Here is an 18,120-nt window from a genome sequence, read left to right as displayed (position 1 = left end):
TATTCCTCCTCAAAAACTCTCTTTAATATTACCATAATTTTTTCTATAAGAACAGAAAATATTTATTATTTCTTTTGCTATAGTATAAGGTGTCTTGTTGTCTATATATAACTCATAATCTGCTTTCTTATAAAAAGGCATTCTACTATTATATAGTTTTTCAATCATGATTCTGTCTTCATTTACTAATAAAGGTCTGTTAGCTGGAGTTCCTTCTCTCAATATTGTATCCATGGATGCATTAAGGAAAAATACAACGCCTGTAGCTTTTAGGTTCTCAATATTATTTTTGCTGATAAAAGCACCTCCACCAGTAGATATAACTTTATTTTTTGTAAAACGTAGTTCATTAATAATTTCTTTTTCAACATATCTAAAATATCTTTGACCATAGTATTTGAAGATGTCTTGAATGATAAGGCCTGATCTTCTTTCAATCAGAGTATCTGTATCTATAAATCCCATATTTGCTAATTTTGAAATCTCTCTTCCAACAGTGGTCTTTCCAGCCCCACTAAAACCTACCAGTATAATATTCACTATTCTTCACCATCTTGATGCCTAGGATTATTGCTCACTGTCATAGCAGCTTTAATTATTGCTGTTTCAATATCTACTTCAAACTGAGCTTCCATCTCTTTCAGTTTTGAATACAAGTTACCCTTATCGGTAACAACATAATGAGGTGACAAGCTGTTCAAAGCGATAGCTTTAATATCTAGTTTGCATTTGTCACATTTACAAACATCCATAGAATTAAGCACTAGATCAATCTTTGAATCTACTACCTCTTCCATATAATTCTTTAAGTAATACATATTTATCCCCCTTTATTATTTTCATTTATGCCTATTATAAAATTCATTTTTTAGAAGTATCCTTCCTGTTCCAGGTACAACTGTTATTTGGCAATAACTTTTATTTTCATTATTAAATATTGTTATTGTACCTCCGCTGGTTGAAGGAGCCCCGCTATATGAAAATGCAACTTGACTGTCTGCAAAATTTTGATACAATGAATATTTATTATTTAGTTTTACTTCTTTAATTTTTCTAGTACCTTCGAGTATTGTATACTTTGTCATTTGGAAGAGTATTCGCAAATTCTCTCCTTCAGTCATTTTTTGATATCTTATGTATCTTATATCATCTCTTAAAGACTTAGATATTTTCAATAATTCATAATTACTTGTATCTATTTTTGGTAAAGCTATAGAGGCAAATAAACAAAGGATTCCAATAACTACTATTAACTCAATTATTGTTAACCCTTTTTGACCTTGTATTTTCTTCATTTTTAGACCCTCCTGCTAGAGTTTCTAAAAAAGTAGGAATTTTCATAAGCTAAAGTATATCCCTCGAGTGAAAAATATATTTTAATATTTATCCCATCAGCTTCGTTATATTTCTTATTTTTCGGTATTGGCTCAACTTCAATTTTGCGTATATAATTTCCTAATTCATTGCTAGCCCCTCCCCAGGTTCCGATACCATATTTTAGGTTATAGTAATCATTTTCAGAATCTTTACTTAAAGCAAAAATATAGCCTTTGTCTTTATGATTAGGAGGATTCTTAAATATTATTTTTAGTATAGAAAGTTTCTCGTTTGTATTGTGCTTTTGAAAACCTTTTGAATCTTGTAAAAATATAACCCCAGAAGATTGAATTATTTTTTCCTCCATAAAACTAAAAATTAACTGAGCTTGTTGTTGAAGTTCCACTTCAGCTTCTATATGTTTTATTGTATTCATGTTTGATATTGTTGCAGTAAAAACCAATAAAATAATAATGCCGAATATAGGCATTGTAATAAGAAGTTCAATTATTGTAAAGCCTTTTTTACTACCTTTCCAATTTCCAATCATAAATATATATCAGATCCTCCGGATTGATAGTATAGTCATAACATCCGTCTTTGGGTATCAATATGTGGTATATCATATTTATCTTTTTTTCTATCTTATCATCTATGCATGTAGATTTAATATCTAAAACTAAAAAATCAGTTTTTGAATATATATTTGCTTCAATAGAAATGTTATTATCGTTGTATATTAAATAATTGCTCCTATCTTTTAAAATATTGGCTAAACCTTTATTTCCCTTTGAATCTTCGCATTTACTTAATAAAAACTCAGTATAATTGGCTTTTGAATTATCTTTGGTATATGAGTATTCAATAGCCGATTCTATGTAATTTAAGACAATGACATATGCTTCATCTATGGCACCTTCTGCATTATAAAAGGTTTTTTTTACTCTGCTATTGATATTTTTCATCTTATAATTCATAACAGTGGTAGATAACAAAACAGTACTGGTAGATATTATAACAGAAGTTAAAAGTAATACTAAAACTAGTATCGAACCTTTATTTTCATGCTTCATACCCGACATAGCCTCGTTTTCAATTATCTTATAACTTTTATTGTCTCCAATGATTCTATTACTTCATCGTTTTTATAAATTTTAATTACAATTTTATATACTCTTCCTTTATATTTCTCAATTTTTTTAATTTCTTCTTCCAATATGTAATTGTCATAATTATGATAATAAATACCTTCTTCAATTGTAGATGTAGATTTTAATTCTTCAATTCTTTTTTGTGCAAGCATTATGGTCTGATAAACATCTCTTGCTGCATGAGTGTTTATTGCAGTAGCAGTAATAAGAGTAGAAATTGCAAGAAATAGAATTAGAAATATCACTAAAGAAAGTACAGTTTCAATAATAGTAAAACCAGAATTCAGCTTATTACAATTCATTCTTTTTCACACCACATAATTTCTATGTAATTCTTTTAATATATTCATCATAAATCTTACAATTCCTTCATTTTTCTATAAAATAGACAAAAATTACTAGTAATTATTTATTGCTTTAGAATTCACATATAAAATCAATCAAACTGATTGAATAAGAAAAACAGGTGTTTAATCAATTATAATGATTTACTGAAGTGAGTTGCTGCCCATCTTATTGATTTAAATAATAGAACATATAAATAGTTTCTGATCTTGTTATGTAATTATCCATTGAACGATAGCTTGATGACAACTTGTCCTTATCCCACTTAATTTTTTCCGCAACACTATTCCATGAAAACTCAGGATTTTCTGTAGCTAACTTCATCAAATTTTCCATATCTTTGTATGATATGGGATCATCAAAACTTTTATTTAGTATAAGTTTTTTATCATAGATTTTGTTAATATATGATATAGCTTGTCCCCATGTTAATGGTACATCTGGCTTGAAGGAGTTGTCTTGATAGGTTCCGATGATACCTCTCCTCAGATACGTAATTATTTCATTCTTTGCCCAGTGGCCCTTTATATCATTAGGATTGGTTGCTTTATTATCTATGAAAACAGCATATATTTGATTATTGTTATTTAAAGTATCAGGGTTTATATATGTATTAATGCTATTAGAATCAATATTGCTAGGCACATATTCCCATTGGCCATTTTTATATCGATAAATTCCCCCATTATCAGAACCATAATACTCAAAGCTAAGCTTTATCAATTTTTTAGGATTTACAGAGTTTGAACTGCTTATTATTTTTACATCATAACAGTCAGATGCCTTAATAAATCTATCTTTTGAGGGCATAATATATTTATCTGTAATAAGAATTTTTTCTATGGATACAACAACCTCATTATAGAAAACACCTTTATCTATTTTAATGGAAAAATCATTATCTCCTGATTTTATTTCACCACCTGACTTTGGTATTATTTGGGTAATATTCTTATTTATGAAAGTTCTATATTTTAAGTCCTCATATAAGCTATTGTACCCTATCTTTAATCCTTCTCTGTATCCACTAATAAAACCTTCATTGTATCTATTATTTTCTTTGTGTAGTTCATATTCATTTATAATATCCTTGTCGCTTAAGTTTAGTTTGCTGCTATTATTATTGTTGCCTGAGGTTAGGTCAATTTTAGCTAAGTATTCTCCTTTAGCTAATCCTATGTTTTTTCCATTTGAATAGCCTTTTTCAAATAAAAATGTATTATATTCAACATTTGCTTTTCTATAAGCTTCTTCATAACTGTTTCTATAATCGCTTTTAAAGGATGCAATAAAAGAGCTAATATAATCAGTATTGTCATTATTCAACAAAAACATAGATATTATTTCATTATCTGATGGAATATGTCTTTCCCAATGATTGGTATTGCCACTATAATAATCAAGCTTCCCATAGTTTGAGCCTAGTATTTTGCCAAACATCTTACCATCTTCAGCACCTTTGTTTAATGTAGCTTTGTATGGTTCATATTTTGCTAATCTGTATGCATGTTCATAACCTTCTTTGTATTTGATTGAAAAAGTGCTTATGAAGTTGCTTTTATAGTCCTTTGATTCTTCCATGAGGTTAAACATATTCATAATATCTGATGTTGTAGGAATATTTCTGGTCCATTTATTAGATTCACCTTTATGAAAATCAATATAACCTTGTAATTTGCCCATTGTATAACCTAATTCTTCAAGAAAGTTTGAAGTTTTTCTATCATCGCTTGGATTTTCATAAGCCATATTGTAACCTTCTTTAAAACCTGATTTGTAACCAGAAATAAAATTAGATCTGTATTGATTGCTTTTGATTTTTAAGTTATACATTTCAATAATTTCTGTAGAATTGGGCATAACTCGTATATAATTCTTATTATTTCCATATAAGTAATCTATTTCTGCTTTTTTTATACCATCAACCCATCCGTTTTTGTAACCAAGTTGATATGCTTCGTCCTCAGAATTAGCATATATGTATGTAAAAGGAAATAGCATTATGATATATAAAAGGACTGTCAATATTTTAATATTTTTTTTGCAATAATCCATTGTACCATCCTTTCATCATTTAGCTATAACCAAAACTTTTCCGGCTTCTAATTCAACATCAGCATCTAAGCCATTATCTTTCGCCAGCTTTAAATAATTTGATTCTGTATCATAGAATTTCTTGCTTATAGATTTTAAGGTATCACCAGGTTTTACCATATAAAATATATAATTATGTTCTTCTAGAAGCTTGATTTCTTTATTTTTTGGATAATCTGCTTCAATTTGATCAAATAACATAACCCCATAATCATATTTGTTAGGTTCTAATTCAAAGTATATTCTGTCCAGCTTCAAAGGATATAGTTTTATATCCTGAGGTGGAGTAGCAAAGATATATTGCCAGCCTGTCCAATTTACTCCTTCACATAATTTCAAATTAATTTTTTTACCATTTAGATCTTGAAATCTCATTCCTATTGTTATTGGAGAATAACCATAAGAGAAGGCCCATATTCCGATATTTTGGGGAGGATATTTAATATTTATGTTTTTATCATCCAATACAATGTATGCTCTTTCGACATCATTATTTGTGGAAATAAAATATTCCGCTCGAATAGAGCTTTTGCCATATTTTCCGTTACTAAACCGAATTACTTCACCAGTTACATCAGGGCTACTTCCCATAAAATATATATCATCGGATTCCATGTCATATATTAAATTTCGTTTTTCTTCTTTAATAATATTAAATTCAGATTCATCTGTGGTTTCTATTTTATTTTGATAACCTTCAATAACTTCAAATGGATCAGATTTGCTATTTTTACTATAAGCATTTACATAAAAGTAATTGGTTTCTGATTTTTTTTCATCTCCATAGCTAAATGCAATTAATGATATATGACCATTAATGATATTGTCATGTCCATCTCTTGATATGGATAGATTATCTACTAATAACTTTTTTGAACTGTTTTGCAACTGATATAAAAAAGATTCTACAGAACTATATTCTCCTCTGAAGGGCAAGGATATACTTATTTTATTAACTCCATCTAAGCCTTCATAATCAACATATGAGGGTTGAGTAAAACTCATACTTGATATTTTCAATCCACTATCTTCAATAATGGCATTCAAAATATGTATAATGTCAGGTTGGTCTATGGTGTAATAGTATTTCTGATATTTTTCGTATAAGTTGCTCTTGAGAGTTTCTTCTTCTAGTTTTAAATCATAATCTTTCGAAATCAATTCTTCCAATATCTTAATTTGATTTTCAATATTTTGCTTTTCAGCAGTCAATGCTTTAAGTTTTATTGATTGGGGAATAAATATAAACTGGTAAGATAGCCAAAATAGTAATACAACGAAAAAAAGAAGAAAGAGATGTTTTTCTCTTTTGCTCATAGTAATACTTGTTCTAAAAGTATTAGTTATTTTGGACATCTGTTCCAATTGCTTTCTCCTCCCCTAAAATGATATCTATACAGAAGATATAGAAACCCTCCTCATATTTAATTTCAGATATAAATGCTTTATTAAAAATCTCATTTTCATTGAGGTTGCATTGAAATTGGCTTATAAAATCATTGTTTTTTGCTTTTCCTTCTATTCTTATGCTTTCAGTATTAGCAAGTATAGAATCTAAAAAAACATTTTCTGGAAGACTTTCTCTAATACTTTCTAGCAAATGCTTATCTATTAAACTTTTTTCTTCTATATACTTATCAAGGATATTCAATATCTCTAATTTTTCTTTAGTAAGTTTTATATATTGCTCTCTATTTTTTATATCTTCGATTTTATTATAATTGCTTAAAGTTTTATACTTCTCTTTTAAGATATTTACTTCATTATTTAGTTTCCTTATGTTGGCAACATTTAATAGTACAAAAGTAATAATGCTAACGATAAAAACTATGATAAAACTATACAACATAGTTGATTTATTTAATACTTTTCTTCTTTTATTATAATATGATGAGAAAAAATTCAAGTCGCTCATGCAATTACCCCTCATCATCTCTTATTAATGATCCTATACAATTGACAAATCTATTTAAATTACTTATATCATTTAATTTGTTCAGCTTATTTATTACAGTTGCTGGTATTCCAAAATAGTTTGAAAAAAAATTATCTATGCCACAAATGTTTGATAATCCTCCATATAATACCAAAATTTCTATCTCATTATTTATATCTTTGGATAAATAGAATTTAAATACCCTATCAATTGATACAGCAATATATTCTAATCTTTTCCTGATTATGGCTACATATTTGTTATTATCTATGAATAATTCGTTGTTCAGTTTCATATTTTCAATATTGGATTTAAGGAGAAATATCTCATCATTAGTAAAATTGTCAAAGCTATCTATTTTAGTGCTTATGATTCTTGTTGTTTGAATCATTCCTCTATTAATGATGAGTACATTTGTACTATCATAACCCAAATCAATGGCTGCAATGGATTTTTCAGTAATATTTATCAGATCATTAATTAAATTGCTGAACTTTAATACCTTCCATGAGCAATTAGGTTGATAATCCAATACAACAGGTTTGAGTCCCAGTTTTCTCACAAAATCATAATGCATATCTATTATATCCTTAGGTATAGCCACTACCAATACATTTAATTTTTCTTTATGATTATCATTAAGTCTTCTGATTATCTTATGTTGAATCATATATTTACTGTAGTCCATTGGTAAGTATTCAGGAAGCTGATATTTTAGTAAACTATCAATTTCCTTATTTTCTAATATAGGAAGTTGTATTTCTCTTGTTATTATGTCAGTACTTTTTATGCATAGATAGCAGGGGCCAGCTTTAATTTTATTTTTCTTCAATTCTTCTTTTACTTTATTTATAAGCTCACTTTGATTTGTTATGTAACCATTTGTATAGGCCTCTTTTGGTGTTTCAAAAATAAAATATTTGATGATTTTTACTTTTTCTTTTTCCTTAATGCCTTGTATTATTTTTGTTTCGAATGAGCCTATATCAATGGATATTATATTATTACTGAACTGAGAAAAGATCTTCAAAATAAATCTCCTCTTTTAATCTTTTACTTTATTTCATGTTTTTCAAAAGTTACTTAAATAATTGATTTTAAGTAAATAAATATTATGCTCTCACCCCATAAGGAGGAGATAAAGAAGGAAATATTAATGAAAGGAGCAAAAGGAATAGTGTCCTTTCTTCCTTTCCTGCCACATATTAGAAGTAACAATGATATTACTGCTCCAATGATGAAAGATAATAATATATTTAAAATAGCTTTTCTAAATCCTAGTATAAAGCTTAATATAGCTATGAGTTTAATGTCACCTCCACCCATACCTTCATTTGATATCAATGATATTATTGTAAATAATAATCCGGAAAGTAAAGAACTTATAATACTATCTGGTAAGGATATGGATATATCATATGTGTAATAAATAGCAATCCTATATAAGACAGTAATGGCAATTAATAATAGTAACAAAGTGTCAGGTATTATCTGATGATAATAATCAATGCTGCTTATTATAAGCAATATACTGATAATAATACTAAAATATATAAAATCCAATGACATTCCGTAATGAAAGAGTAAAATTGTATATATAATACCATTTAACAATTCAATAATAGGATATTGAGGAGTTATATATCCTCTACAATATCTGCATTTCCCCTTAAGAAGCAAATAACTTAATATAGGTATTAGATCATACCATTTCAATGAAGTATTGCATAATGTACAATAGGAAGATGGAAATGCTATGGATTCTTTTTTTGGTATTCTGTAAATGCATACATTTAGGAAAGAACCTATTATAGTGCCTAATATGAATATTATTATTATGTACATTTACAGCCTCCTTTGGTTAATGATAAGAGAAACAAAGGATTCATAGCTAAAATAAATTTTACATATGATCAATGAAAGTTAATCAGAATACATATCTTTGCTTGTATACTTAATTTTATAATCATTCAGATTGTTTCCAATCTATCGGCAAAGATTGCTTATCAAGCTGTTTACCACCTACATTTCCACTTACTATTGCTTTCCATACTTTATTTGTTTTATCATAATTAATATCATATACTGCATCTCCAGGACCTTTAGGTTTTGACTGTAGTGTTTTACCAACTAGATCTTCAATTTTTGAGCCTTCGGGTAAAGATCCATTTTGTGCTTCATATATGGCTATAGCACTATCGATTGTTCTTAAATTAGCTTCAACAGCGGTTCTTTCTGCACTTTCCCATGATGATGTATATTTTGGTACTGCTATTGTCGATAATATGCCTAAAACTGCAATAACTAACACCAGTTCAATAAATGTGAAGCCCTTTTTATTTTTAATTTTTTCTATAGACCATATAATCACATCCTTACCTCCTCTTATTATTATATATAATCTGATAAAGCTAATAGCTTGTCCTATGCATAGTAGCAAAGCTATACACGTATGATGTTGACCATTTCAAACATAGGCATTGCTATTGCTATGACAACAAAGCCTACTATAAGAGACATGATTATTACCATAATAGGTTGTATCATCTCTGTCATTTTTTGCAGTGCTGCTTCTATTTCTTCATCATAAAAATCAGCGCTTTTGCTTAATGCATTATATAAAGACCCGGACTCCTCTCCTACCTTGATCATTGAGTCAATCATAGGAGGGAAAATAGCAATATTCTTTATGGCTATGGATAAGGATATACCTTTTTGCATATCTTCCTTTATTTCTTCAAGCTTTCTTGATATATATTTGTTGCCAATAACTTTAGAAACTATATCGATGCTTTGCATAAATGGTATTCCGCTTGCCAACAAAGTAGATAAAGTTCTTGTGAATCTAGATGTAGCAACCTTTAAACATATATCTTTTATATAGGGTATTTTTATTTTCAAAATATCAAAAAACATACTGCCATTATCTGTTTTACTGCAATAGTTTATTCCTAACATAATTCCAATTAAAGAAATAAAATATATATACCAGAAACAGGTTATGGAATTGCTAATATTAAGCAGCAACCTTGTTGGTGTTGGAAGATCTATTCCGCTGTTTTCAAACATACTGATAAAAGTGGGTATTACTGTAATAAGTAAAAACACAACTACTACAACAGTAACAATAGCTAATATTATAGGATAAATCATAGCACCTTTAATTTTATTTTCTATTTTGATTTCCTTTTCATAATGAAAAGCCATTCTTTCCATGATAATATCCAAATTACCACTTATTTCTCCTGCTTCAGTCATGTTTATCAGTATATTTGGAAAGACCTTTTCATTAAACTTCATAGCTTCAGATAGAGTCATGCCTTTTTGCACATTTACATATACTTCCTCTATAGCTTTTTTTAATAATTTATTTTCACACTGTTTTTCAAGTATATCTAGGCATTTTAATATAGGTATTCCAGCATTAAGCATTGTATAAAACTGTCTGCAGAATACTGAAAGATCTTTCTTTTTTATCTTCTTAAATGAAATGTTTCTATTAGTACTGCTATTATATGTTTCTTCAATTTTAATAGGCATATAGTGATTACTTTTCAGCATTTTTGCTACTTCATATTCATTACATGCTTCATGTATACCTTCAATTATGCTACCATCATCTGCAACCGCCCTATACTTGTATTGCAAATTTCATCACCACTTGATTAAAATAAATGCCTTCTTAAAATATCAGGATTTGCTGATTGTGTAATGACTGTCTCTTTATCTATAAGTCCCTTTTTATATAAATTTAATAAAGAGTTATCAAAAGTCTGCATTGAGTATTGAGCACCTGTTTGTATTACTGTATCAATTTGATGGGTCTTTTCTTCTCTAATGAGATTTCTTATTGCCGATGTTGCAATCATTATCTCAAATGCAGCAACCCTTCCTTTCCCATCAATCCTAGGTAATAGCTGCTGTGATATGATCCCCTGAATAACAGATGAAAGTTGAATTCTTATTTGCTGTTGCTGATATGGAGGAAAAACATCTATAATTCTATCCACCGTTTTGGCAGCACCTAAGGTATGAAGAGTGGAAAGCACTAGATGACCTGTTTCGGCTGCTGTTAATGCTATACTGATTGTCTCAAGGTCTCTCATCTCACCTACCAAAATCACATCAGGATCTTGTCGCAAAGCTGCTCTCAAAGCATTTGCAAAACTTTTTGAATCATTACCTATCTCTCTTTGATTCACAATACTTCTATTATGTTTATGCAAATATTCTATAGGATCCTCTAAAGTAATTATGTGACAATTTTTTTCTTTATTAATAAGATCAATCATAGTTGCAAGCGTTGTAGATTTTCCGCTGCCTGTGGGGCCTGTAACTAATATTAATCCTCGAGACAAAAGTGAAAGATCTTTGACTATTGGAGGAATTCCAAGTTCCTCCATAGTTGGTATGAATAGAGGAATAATTCTTATAGCTAGGCAGTAACTACCTCTTTGTTTATATATATTTACTCTGAATCTTGCGACTCCAGTAGCAGAAAAGGATGTGTCAATTTCGCCCGTCTCCTTAAGTTCCTGAAGCTGATTACTGTTTAAAATATCATTGACCATTTTTTCAATCATTTGGGGAGTTAAAACTTCATCGTTAATTTTAATTAATTTTCCATTTATTCTATAGATTATTGGTACTCCTACTGTAATGTGAATATCTGATGCTTTTTTTTCAACTCCATCTTTTACAATTTCCATAAAATCCAATTTAAGCCCTCCTATTCCGTTGTAAATCCTATTCTTAACACTTCTTCCACTGATGTAACACCTTTTAAAGCTAAATCTAAAGCATTACTGAATAACGTAGTCATCCCATTTTCTATTGCAAAATTTCTAATTTCATCTGTAGTACTTCTATTATCTATTAGTCTTCTTATTTCATCATCCATAAATAGAACTTCATGAACAGGTATTCTTCCTTTGTAACCCTTTATACATTTGCTACACCCATTAGGTTTATAAAATTGAGCATTAACTAATTCGGGAATACCCAACATCTTTTTCTCATAATCACTAGCCATATAGCTTGTTCTGCAATTACTACACAGTTTTTTTACCAATCTTTGAGATATTATGCCTACAATAGATGTTGATACTAAGTAAGGTTCTATTCCCATATCTATCAATCTAACCACTGTTGATGCAGTATCATTTGTGTGAAGCGTTGATAAAACAAGATGACCTGTGATGGCTGCTCTTATTGCTATTTCAGCAGTCTCAGAATCCCTTATTTCTCCTACCATTATAATGTCAGGATCTTGCCTTAGCATTGAGCGAAGTCCACTAGCAAATGTTAATCCTGCTTTTGTATTTACCTGAACTTGGTTAATGCCATATAATTTATATTCTACTGGATCTTCAATGGTTATTATATTTTTATTTTCTTTATTAAGTTCTTTCAGAATTGTATATAAGGTAGTAGTTTTGCCGCTTCCAGTTGGGCCAGTAACCAGAATTATTCCGAAGGGTTGTCTAATTATTTTGTTAATCAATTTTAGATTGATATTAGAAAAACCTAAATCTTCTTTTACATAATTATAGTTATCTCTATCAAGCAATCTAATAACAATCTTTTCTCCATAAACCGTAGGTAATGAAGAGATTCGCATATCAATCGGCTTGCTGCTTATTTCTAATTCAACTCTTCCGTCTTGTGGTATTCTTCTTTCGGCAATATCCATTTTCCCCATTATCTTTATTCGTGTAACAATAGCCATATGGCTTTTTTTAGAAATACTCATGATTTCTTGAAGATCTCCATCAACCCTCAGACGAATCCTAATATTATTTTCAAAAGGTTCAATATGTATATCGCTGGCTTTCATGGATACAGCCTGTTGGATTATTGTGTTTACTAGTTTAACAACTGGTGCACTGTTAACGTCTGACAGTTCAATTTCGTTAATATCATCCTTTATATTGGTTAAAAAGCTTTCTTCAAACTCTTTTAAAGCTTTTTGTGTACCTTCCCTAGTATAGTATTTATTAATAGCTCTTATAATTGATGATTTAGAGGATAAAGCTGTTTTGACATTCATACCTGTTATAAGCTTGATATCGTCAATAGCAAAAATATTCAGAGGATCACTCATGATTACAAAAAGTTCTCCATCTATAATATCTATAGGTATAAGATTATACTTTTTAGCGATACTTTCAGGTATGAGGTCAGTTATTTTGGGATCTACATGATAACAATCTAAATCAATAATAGGAATATCTAGTTGTCTGTTCAGTACTTCTAATATGTCTTCCTCATTTAGATATCCTAAATCTACCAATAAGTCTCCAATCCCTTTAAAATTATTATGTTTCTGTTGACTTATAGCTTCACGAAGTTGTTCTTCTGTTATCTTACCGGAGTCAAGCAGCATATCTCCTAGTCTTAAGTTTTTCCTCAAGTTATCACCTTTTCTGTTGAATATTACATGTATTCTTTCATATTAAAAAAACCAACTAATGCGAGAGTAGTCGGTTCGCCATAATATTCTTATGGCTTACAAGTCCATATTTCACCATCATTTAAAAATTACTTTTGTACCATAATATTATTTTTTTGGAATATATTCTATAAAATTCTAAAAAATCCTTCATAATTTTATAATTATTTCATATAATTGGCAACTTATTTGTCTTTAATTATAACTTTTTTTAAAACAATTCTTTCCAATTTTCGTACCATTCTGGTCCATATAAATTCTTTTTCACTGATGGGAGTAACAAGTATGGTAAATAGTCCTAAACGATTACCTCCTAACACATCGGTAAAGAGTTGATCACCAATAACTGCAGTATTCTGTCTATGTGTCTTTAGAAGTTTCATAGCTTTAATATATGGAGATAATTTAGGTTTACCTGCTTTATGTATTGCAGGGAGCCCTAGTATTTCATTAAATTTATCTACTCTTGCTTTTGTATTATTTGAAATTATACATATTTTAAATCCTTTTTGCTTCAAGTCATTAATAAAATTAATCACCTTAGCATCAGCTTCTTTAACATCCCAAGCTGCCAAGGTGTTATCCAAATCAATTATTATTCCTTCAATACCTTTTTCCTTAAGTTTATTATTATCTATATAAAATATGGACTCATAATATAGATTTGGCTTAAGCAGTTTTTTCATAACACACCTCTTAACCCTCTAGATACAACTCCTTATATAGTTTTTTTATAGCTCTTTTTTCTATTCTTGAAACATAAGATCTTGATATCCCTAGCATATCTGCAATTTCTCTTTGAGTTTTGCATACTCCGTTTAATAAACCATATCTTAATTCCAATATTTGCTTTTCTCTGTCTTTCAATATTGATTCCATTTTTTGATATAGTTTCTTTATTTGAATTTTAAGTTCTACTTCATCCAATATTAAGTCTGCGTCACTTCCTAATATATCTATGAGGGATATTTCATTTCCTTCCTTATCTATGCCTATAGGTTCATTTATTGATACTTCCGATTTAGTTTTTTTAGATGCACGAATTGTCATCAATATTTCATTTGCTATTGTAACGTTGAGGAAACATATTATCAAATAGGATTATATCAATTTTTTCCCCATCCCACAATATTTGGGGTATTATTTGCTTAATAAATACTCTTTTTATATTGATATCTATTGAATCCCATAACTCAGGTTTTATAAAAGCGATATTAAGACTTTTCATTATTTCTTTAATGCTCTCTTGAACTTGAGAATCAAGCTTATTTCCATTTAGATTTTTGCTCAAACAGCTACTTCTTTTACTTTTTTCTTTTTTCTCACATATGTAATAAAAAATCTTTTGGCCATTAGAGTCATATCGCTTCATTGACTTTGGTCTCATAAAACTTCCACAATTCTTACATTTTAATATTCCAGAAAGGAGGGCAGTAGTGCTTCTTTCTCTTCTATAAGCCTTTGATTTGTTTTGTAGCAGCAATTTTTGAACTTCTACCCAATCTTTTCCTGTAATAATTCCTTCATGTTTTCCAACTGCTATAATCCATTGGTCTATATCATTATATGCTACTATTTTCTTTTCAGGTGTCTGTTTGGTTTTATTGTAACTTATAAGTCCGTTTATACCATTAAACTCATTAGGTTCTGAACATATACAATAGCCTTCTTGCTTCAAATATTCCAATACATTTTTATCAGCGACTGCATATACAGGATTTTTTAAAATAAGCTTAATTGAATGCCTATTAAAATTCATACCTTTTTTTGTTTTAATATTATTTTTTATCAAATAACTTTCCACTGATGATAAAGACTTAAATTGAAGAAATTTATTATAAATTTCTTTTACTATATTTACTTCTTTTTGTATAGGAATAAGTTTATATTCCTTTTTTTCTTTACCTCCAGAATCTTTGGTTATAATTGGCTGTGATTTAAATCCAGTAGGAAGGTTTCCACCTAACCATCGGCCTGATTTTGCAAGCTGGAGCATATTATCTCTTATTCTTTCTGCTATTGTCTCCCTCTCCAGTTGTGCAAAAACTGAAGCAATATACATCATGGCTCTTCCTATAGGTGTTGTAGTATCAAATTGCTCTCTTATAGAAACAAAAGTTATATTTTCTTTGTTAAGTATTTCAATAAGATTTAAGAAATCTAACACATTTCTGCTTATCCTATCTAATCTATAGCATATTATAGTATCTATTTTTTTTCTCTTAATATCATTTAACATTTTTTGAAACTCTGGTCTTTTGGTATTGCTGCCTGAAAAGCCTTCATCTTCATATATAATAAAGTTTTTTTCATCAATTCCAAGATTCTTGATACCATATTCTTTACAAAGCTGAATCTGATTTTCAACACTTTCTCCCTTTCCTGTGTATTTGCTTTTCCTAGAATATATAGCTGCTTTCAATTCTCATCAATCTCCTTATTTTTTACAATACTAGTCATTATATCATTATATAGTTTCTTCTTTTCATCATCATTGATCGATAAGAATCTTATATGTTGTTTTACTAATCCCTTATATGCTTCTATAACTTTATTTCTGAGCATTTTAATTTCTTCTTCTTTATCAGGTAGAAAAATTCTTATTATATAGCCTTCACGGTATGTTGACATAATAAACCCCCTTATTCTTCATATATAATGTATATGAGAGATAAAGGGTATTATGTTTCCATTATGTAAGCATAGCATTTTCTATGCATCTGGCAGCATAAGTAGCAAGTCTTGTACCTTTTTCTCCTTTAAATGTTACTATTGCTTTTATTAATCCAATTGTTCCTATTGATATAAGATCATCACTCTCCTTGCCGGTGCTGAATTTTTTTACTATATGAGCAACTAATCTCAGGTTCCTTTCGATTAGTATATTCTTTGCATCTTCATCACCATTTTGATATCGTTCTATATAATATTGTTCTTCTTCGGGAGTTAAGGGTTGTGGGAAAGAGTTGGTGTTTTGAACATAGCCAAAAAGCAAAATAATATCCTTAAGTGCTTCTGCAAACAAGGTACACACTAGTGAAAGCATATAGAACCCTCCTATTTTAGTGTCACTTTTAATTATATGATGTGAGAATTAATTTTGTGACTGTCTCATCTTCTAATTGTTTTCATAATATCTTCACCTATTTGCTTAAAAACTGGTGCTGCAGATCTACCTCCTGATCTGCCGTTGTTTATAAAAACAGTAATTGCATATTTAGGATCATTAGAAGGTATAAACCCTGTAAACCAACCATGAATTATTCTTCCATTATCAATACCTGTTTCTGCAGTACCTGTTTTACCACTACTTCCTCCAAGTTCTTTTCCAATATCTGCTTGCTTTCCTGTTCCTAAAGTGGTTACATCTCTGAGCATTTTTTTCAATCTATATGCAGTGGTAGGTGACAGAACTATCTCAGGATATCCTCGTTCAATCTTTTTTATTGTAACACCATCATCATTTATCAACTCATCAACCAATCTGCTGTTATATCTTATTCCGTTATTTGCAATTGTACACATCATAGCTGTTACTTGAAGGGGAGTAACTTGTATTTTTCCTTGGCCAATAGATATATTACCTATGCCATCTTCTTCCGGTTTTGGAATATAGCCAGATTTTTCTTCCAATAATTCGAAACATTGTTTTTCACCTAAACCAAACTTTTTTGCCATATCAAGAATTACATCTGCTCCTAATTCAATTCCAATTTTAACGAAAGCAGTATTGCAAGACAAAGCAAAAGCTTCGTCAATGCTTATTTCTTTATCTTTATGACTTTCATATGTTGAGCAATTTATAACACTATTACCTACAGTTATATTACCTTCACACACATATTTCTGATCTAAGTCAACTTTTCCACTTTCTATTGCAGCAGCTGCAACAACGATTTTAAAAACAGAACCTAGATCATAAGGCCAAATAGCTTTATTTATAAGCTCTTCTCCATTACTATTTATATATTTTTTTATATCATCTTGTTCATAATGAGGGTGGCTTGCCATAGCCAATATTTCTCCTGTTTTGATATCCATTACTACTACTGCACCGTTAACTCTGTTTTTTTCCATTATTTTCTCAACAATATTTTGTATATGATAATCTAAAGTAAGTTTTATACCATAGTTAAGACCTTTGTTATTTGATTGAATCTTTCTAAATCCTAAGCCTGGAATTATATTTTTACTACTATCCACTACAGCTATTAAGCTTTTACCTGTAGCAGAAGACAAATAATTATCCATGCTCCTTTCAATGCCCATTTCGCCTTTTTTATCAGATTTACTTATATATCCAATGACATGTCTACCTATAGATTTATCTGAATATCTATGATTTTTTTCTAAGGCCATTACACCTTTTAGCTTACCTTCTTCAATTAGGTTTAGCAGTTCCGTATTTTCTTTTTCATATACATATTCCAAGGTATCAGCACCTGACTGTAATTCTTTCAATATATCATCTTTTTTTGAAATGCTAAGTTGGGAAATAACTGAGGCTATAGTTTCTTTATCTTGTATGTAATCTGGGTAAACTATTATGTATTTCTTTATATCTCTACCAGTAAATGGGATGAGGTTTCTATCATATATGTTTCCTCTTTCTATGGCTAATGGCACAGTCATAAGCCTTTGTTGTACAGCTTTTCTGCTGTATTCATTATTTTTAATTATTTGGATAAAAAATAGTCTGCCAAGTAGGAACATACACATAATTATAAATGCAATTCCTATAAGCAGAACTCTCTTTTTACATACAAAGGAAACTTCATCATGTAACATAAAACCCCTCCACATAACGTATCATGCTTAAATTAGTA

The 18,120-nt window shown here is 29.4% G+C and carries 19 protein-coding genes and 2 pseudogenes; all 21 read right to left on the bottom strand.

Features of this window, described 5'->3' with window-relative positions; translation table 11 throughout:
- Nucleotides 1-9: 9 nt before the first annotated feature.
- The gene (locus tag BUB48_RS08890; protein WP_175548398.1) at nt 10-540 is read right to left on the bottom strand and encodes a shikimate kinase; all 531 of its coding nucleotides are present in this window, start codon (nt 538-540) and stop codon (nt 10-12) included.
- Complete coding sequence (locus tag BUB48_RS08885) at nt 540-818, bottom strand: late competence development ComFB family protein (protein ID WP_073025888.1); 279 nt, start codon at nt 816-818, stop codon at nt 540-542. Before BUB48_RS08885 ends, BUB48_RS08890 begins: the two co-directional genes overlap by 1 nt.
- A gap of 21 nt (nt 819-839) precedes the next feature.
- Nucleotides 840-1,295 (bottom strand): pilus assembly FimT family protein, encoded by a 456-nt coding sequence (locus BUB48_RS08880; RefSeq protein ID WP_073025887.1) that lies wholly within the window; start codon nt 1,293-1,295, stop codon nt 840-842.
- Nucleotides 1,296-1,297: 2 nt separating this feature from the next.
- Nucleotides 1,298-1,867 carry a PilW family protein gene (locus tag BUB48_RS08875; protein ID WP_073025886.1) on the bottom strand — a complete coding sequence of 190 codons (570 nt, stop codon included), beginning with the start codon at nt 1,865-1,867 and terminating at the stop codon, nt 1,298-1,300.
- Complete coding sequence (locus BUB48_RS08870; RefSeq protein ID WP_073025885.1) at nt 1,845-2,390, bottom strand: hypothetical protein; 546 nt, start codon at nt 2,388-2,390, stop codon at nt 1,845-1,847. Before BUB48_RS08870 ends, BUB48_RS08875 begins: the two co-directional genes overlap by 23 nt.
- A 23-nt stretch (nt 2,391-2,413) precedes the next feature.
- Complete coding sequence (locus tag BUB48_RS08865; RefSeq protein WP_073025884.1) at nt 2,414-2,770, bottom strand: type IV pilus modification PilV family protein; 357 nt, start codon at nt 2,768-2,770, stop codon at nt 2,414-2,416.
- Nucleotides 2,771-2,981: 211 nt separating this feature from the next.
- Nucleotides 2,982-4,868 carry an S-layer homology domain-containing protein gene (locus tag BUB48_RS08860; protein WP_073025883.1) on the bottom strand — a complete coding sequence of 629 codons (1,887 nt, stop codon included), beginning with the start codon at nt 4,866-4,868 and terminating at the stop codon, nt 2,982-2,984.
- Between the two features lie 15 nt (nt 4,869-4,883).
- Nucleotides 4,884-6,077 (bottom strand): LysM peptidoglycan-binding domain-containing protein, encoded by a 1,194-nt coding sequence (locus tag BUB48_RS08855; RefSeq protein ID WP_175548397.1) that lies wholly within the window; start codon nt 6,075-6,077, stop codon nt 4,884-4,886.
- 169 nt (nt 6,078-6,246) lie between these two features.
- Entirely contained in the window at nt 6,247-6,822 is a 576-nt protein-coding gene (locus BUB48_RS08850) for a PilN domain-containing protein (RefSeq protein WP_073025881.1), read from the bottom strand.
- Nucleotides 6,823-6,826: 4 nt separating this feature from the next.
- On the bottom strand, nt 6,827-7,873 hold the full coding sequence (pilM, locus tag BUB48_RS08845) for a pilus assembly protein PilM (protein WP_073025880.1): 1,047 nt from the start codon (nt 7,871-7,873) through the stop codon (nt 6,827-6,829).
- Between the two features lie 53 nt (nt 7,874-7,926).
- Nucleotides 7,927-8,688 (bottom strand): prepilin peptidase, encoded by a 762-nt coding sequence (locus tag BUB48_RS19120; RefSeq protein ID WP_073025879.1) that lies wholly within the window; start codon nt 8,686-8,688, stop codon nt 7,927-7,929.
- 121 nt (nt 8,689-8,809) lie between these two features.
- Nucleotides 8,810-9,214: a type II secretion system protein gene (locus BUB48_RS08835; protein WP_175548396.1), complete on the bottom strand. Its 405-nt coding sequence runs from the start codon at nt 9,212-9,214 to the stop codon at nt 8,810-8,812.
- Nucleotides 9,215-9,285: 71 nt separating this feature from the next.
- Nucleotides 9,286-10,491: a type II secretion system F family protein gene (locus BUB48_RS08830; RefSeq protein ID WP_073025878.1), complete on the bottom strand. Its 1,206-nt coding sequence runs from the start codon at nt 10,489-10,491 to the stop codon at nt 9,286-9,288.
- Between the two features lie 17 nt (nt 10,492-10,508).
- The gene (locus tag BUB48_RS08825; RefSeq protein ID WP_073025877.1) at nt 10,509-11,561 is read right to left on the bottom strand and encodes a type IV pilus twitching motility protein PilT; all 1,053 of its coding nucleotides are present in this window, start codon (nt 11,559-11,561) and stop codon (nt 10,509-10,511) included.
- An 11-nt stretch (nt 11,562-11,572) separates the two neighbouring features.
- Nucleotides 11,573-13,228 carry a GspE/PulE family protein gene (locus BUB48_RS08820; RefSeq protein WP_073025964.1) on the bottom strand — a complete coding sequence of 552 codons (1,656 nt, stop codon included), beginning with the start codon at nt 13,226-13,228 and terminating at the stop codon, nt 11,573-11,575.
- Between the two features lie 251 nt (nt 13,229-13,479).
- Entirely contained in the window at nt 13,480-13,980 is a 501-nt protein-coding gene (locus tag BUB48_RS08815; RefSeq protein ID WP_073025876.1) for a YqeG family HAD IIIA-type phosphatase, read from the bottom strand.
- 10 nt (nt 13,981-13,990) lie between these two features.
- A pseudogene (locus BUB48_RS08810) lies at nt 13,991-14,362 on the bottom strand (sigma-70 family RNA polymerase sigma factor); the annotation flags it as partial.
- Nucleotides 14,352-15,716 (bottom strand): recombinase family protein, encoded by a 1,365-nt coding sequence (locus BUB48_RS08805; RefSeq protein ID WP_073025875.1) that lies wholly within the window; start codon nt 15,714-15,716, stop codon nt 14,352-14,354. The pseudogene BUB48_RS08810 and the gene BUB48_RS08805, both read right to left, overlap by 11 nt.
- Nucleotides 15,713-15,925: a hypothetical protein gene (locus BUB48_RS08800; RefSeq protein WP_073025874.1), complete on the bottom strand. Its 213-nt coding sequence runs from the start codon at nt 15,923-15,925 to the stop codon at nt 15,713-15,715. Before BUB48_RS08800 ends, BUB48_RS08805 begins: the two co-directional genes overlap by 4 nt.
- Nucleotides 15,926-15,992: 67 nt before the next feature.
- Nucleotides 15,993-16,340 (bottom strand): annotated as a pseudogene (locus BUB48_RS08795) (sigma factor); the annotation flags it as partial.
- Nucleotides 16,341-16,405: 65 nt separating this feature from the next.
- The gene (locus BUB48_RS08790) at nt 16,406-18,082 is read right to left on the bottom strand and encodes a peptidoglycan D,D-transpeptidase FtsI family protein (RefSeq protein ID WP_073025872.1); all 1,677 of its coding nucleotides are present in this window, start codon (nt 18,080-18,082) and stop codon (nt 16,406-16,408) included.
- Between the last annotated feature and the right edge of the window lie 38 nt (nt 18,083-18,120).

This window comes from Lutispora thermophila DSM 19022, assembly GCF_900142105.1.
In the GTDB taxonomy this organism is placed as follows: domain Bacteria; phylum Bacillota; class Clostridia; order Lutisporales; family Lutisporaceae; genus Lutispora; species Lutispora thermophila.
Note: the sequence above shows the minus strand (reverse complement) of the source record. Positions and strands in the feature narration are given on the sequence as shown.

What these genes read in the sequence shown, in the direction of transcription:
- BUB48_RS19120 (WP_073025879.1), bottom strand. Translation starts at nt 8,688, where the DNA reads ATGTACATAATAATAATATTCATATTAGGCACTATAATAGGTTCTTTC.
- BUB48_RS08815 (WP_073025876.1), bottom strand. Translation starts at nt 13,980, where the DNA reads ATGAAAAAACTGCTTAAGCCAAATCTATATTATGAGTCCATATTTTAT.
- BUB48_RS08800 (WP_073025874.1), bottom strand. Translation starts at nt 15,925, where the DNA reads ATGTCAACATACCGTGAAGGCTATATAATAAGAATTTTTCTACCTGAT.
- BUB48_RS08870 (WP_073025885.1), bottom strand. Translation starts at nt 2,390, where the DNA reads ATGAAGCATGAAAATAAAGGTTCGATACTAGTTTTAGTATTACTTTTA.
- BUB48_RS08875 (WP_073025886.1), bottom strand. Translation starts at nt 1,867, where the DNA reads ATGATTGGAAATTGGAAAGGTAGTAAAAAAGGCTTTACAATAATTGAA.
- BUB48_RS08820 (WP_073025964.1), bottom strand. Translation starts at nt 13,228, where the DNA reads ATGCTGCTTGACTCCGGTAAGATAACAGAAGAACAACTTCGTGAAGCT.
- BUB48_RS08865 (WP_073025884.1), bottom strand. Translation starts at nt 2,770, where the DNA reads ATGAATTGTAATAAGCTGAATTCTGGTTTTACTATTATTGAAACTGTA.
- BUB48_RS08880 (WP_073025887.1), bottom strand. Translation starts at nt 1,295, where the DNA reads ATGAAGAAAATACAAGGTCAAAAAGGGTTAACAATAATTGAGTTAATA.
- BUB48_RS08860 (WP_073025883.1), bottom strand. Translation starts at nt 4,868, where the DNA reads ATGGATTATTGCAAAAAAAATATTAAAATATTGACAGTCCTTTTATAT.
- BUB48_RS08885 (WP_073025888.1), bottom strand. Translation starts at nt 818, where the DNA reads ATGTATTACTTAAAGAATTATATGGAAGAGGTAGTAGATTCAAAGATT.
- BUB48_RS08850 (WP_073025881.1), bottom strand. Translation starts at nt 6,822, where the DNA reads ATGAGCGACTTGAATTTTTTCTCATCATATTATAATAAAAGAAGAAAA.
- BUB48_RS08790 (WP_073025872.1), bottom strand. Translation starts at nt 18,082, where the DNA reads ATGTTACATGATGAAGTTTCCTTTGTATGTAAAAAGAGAGTTCTGCTT.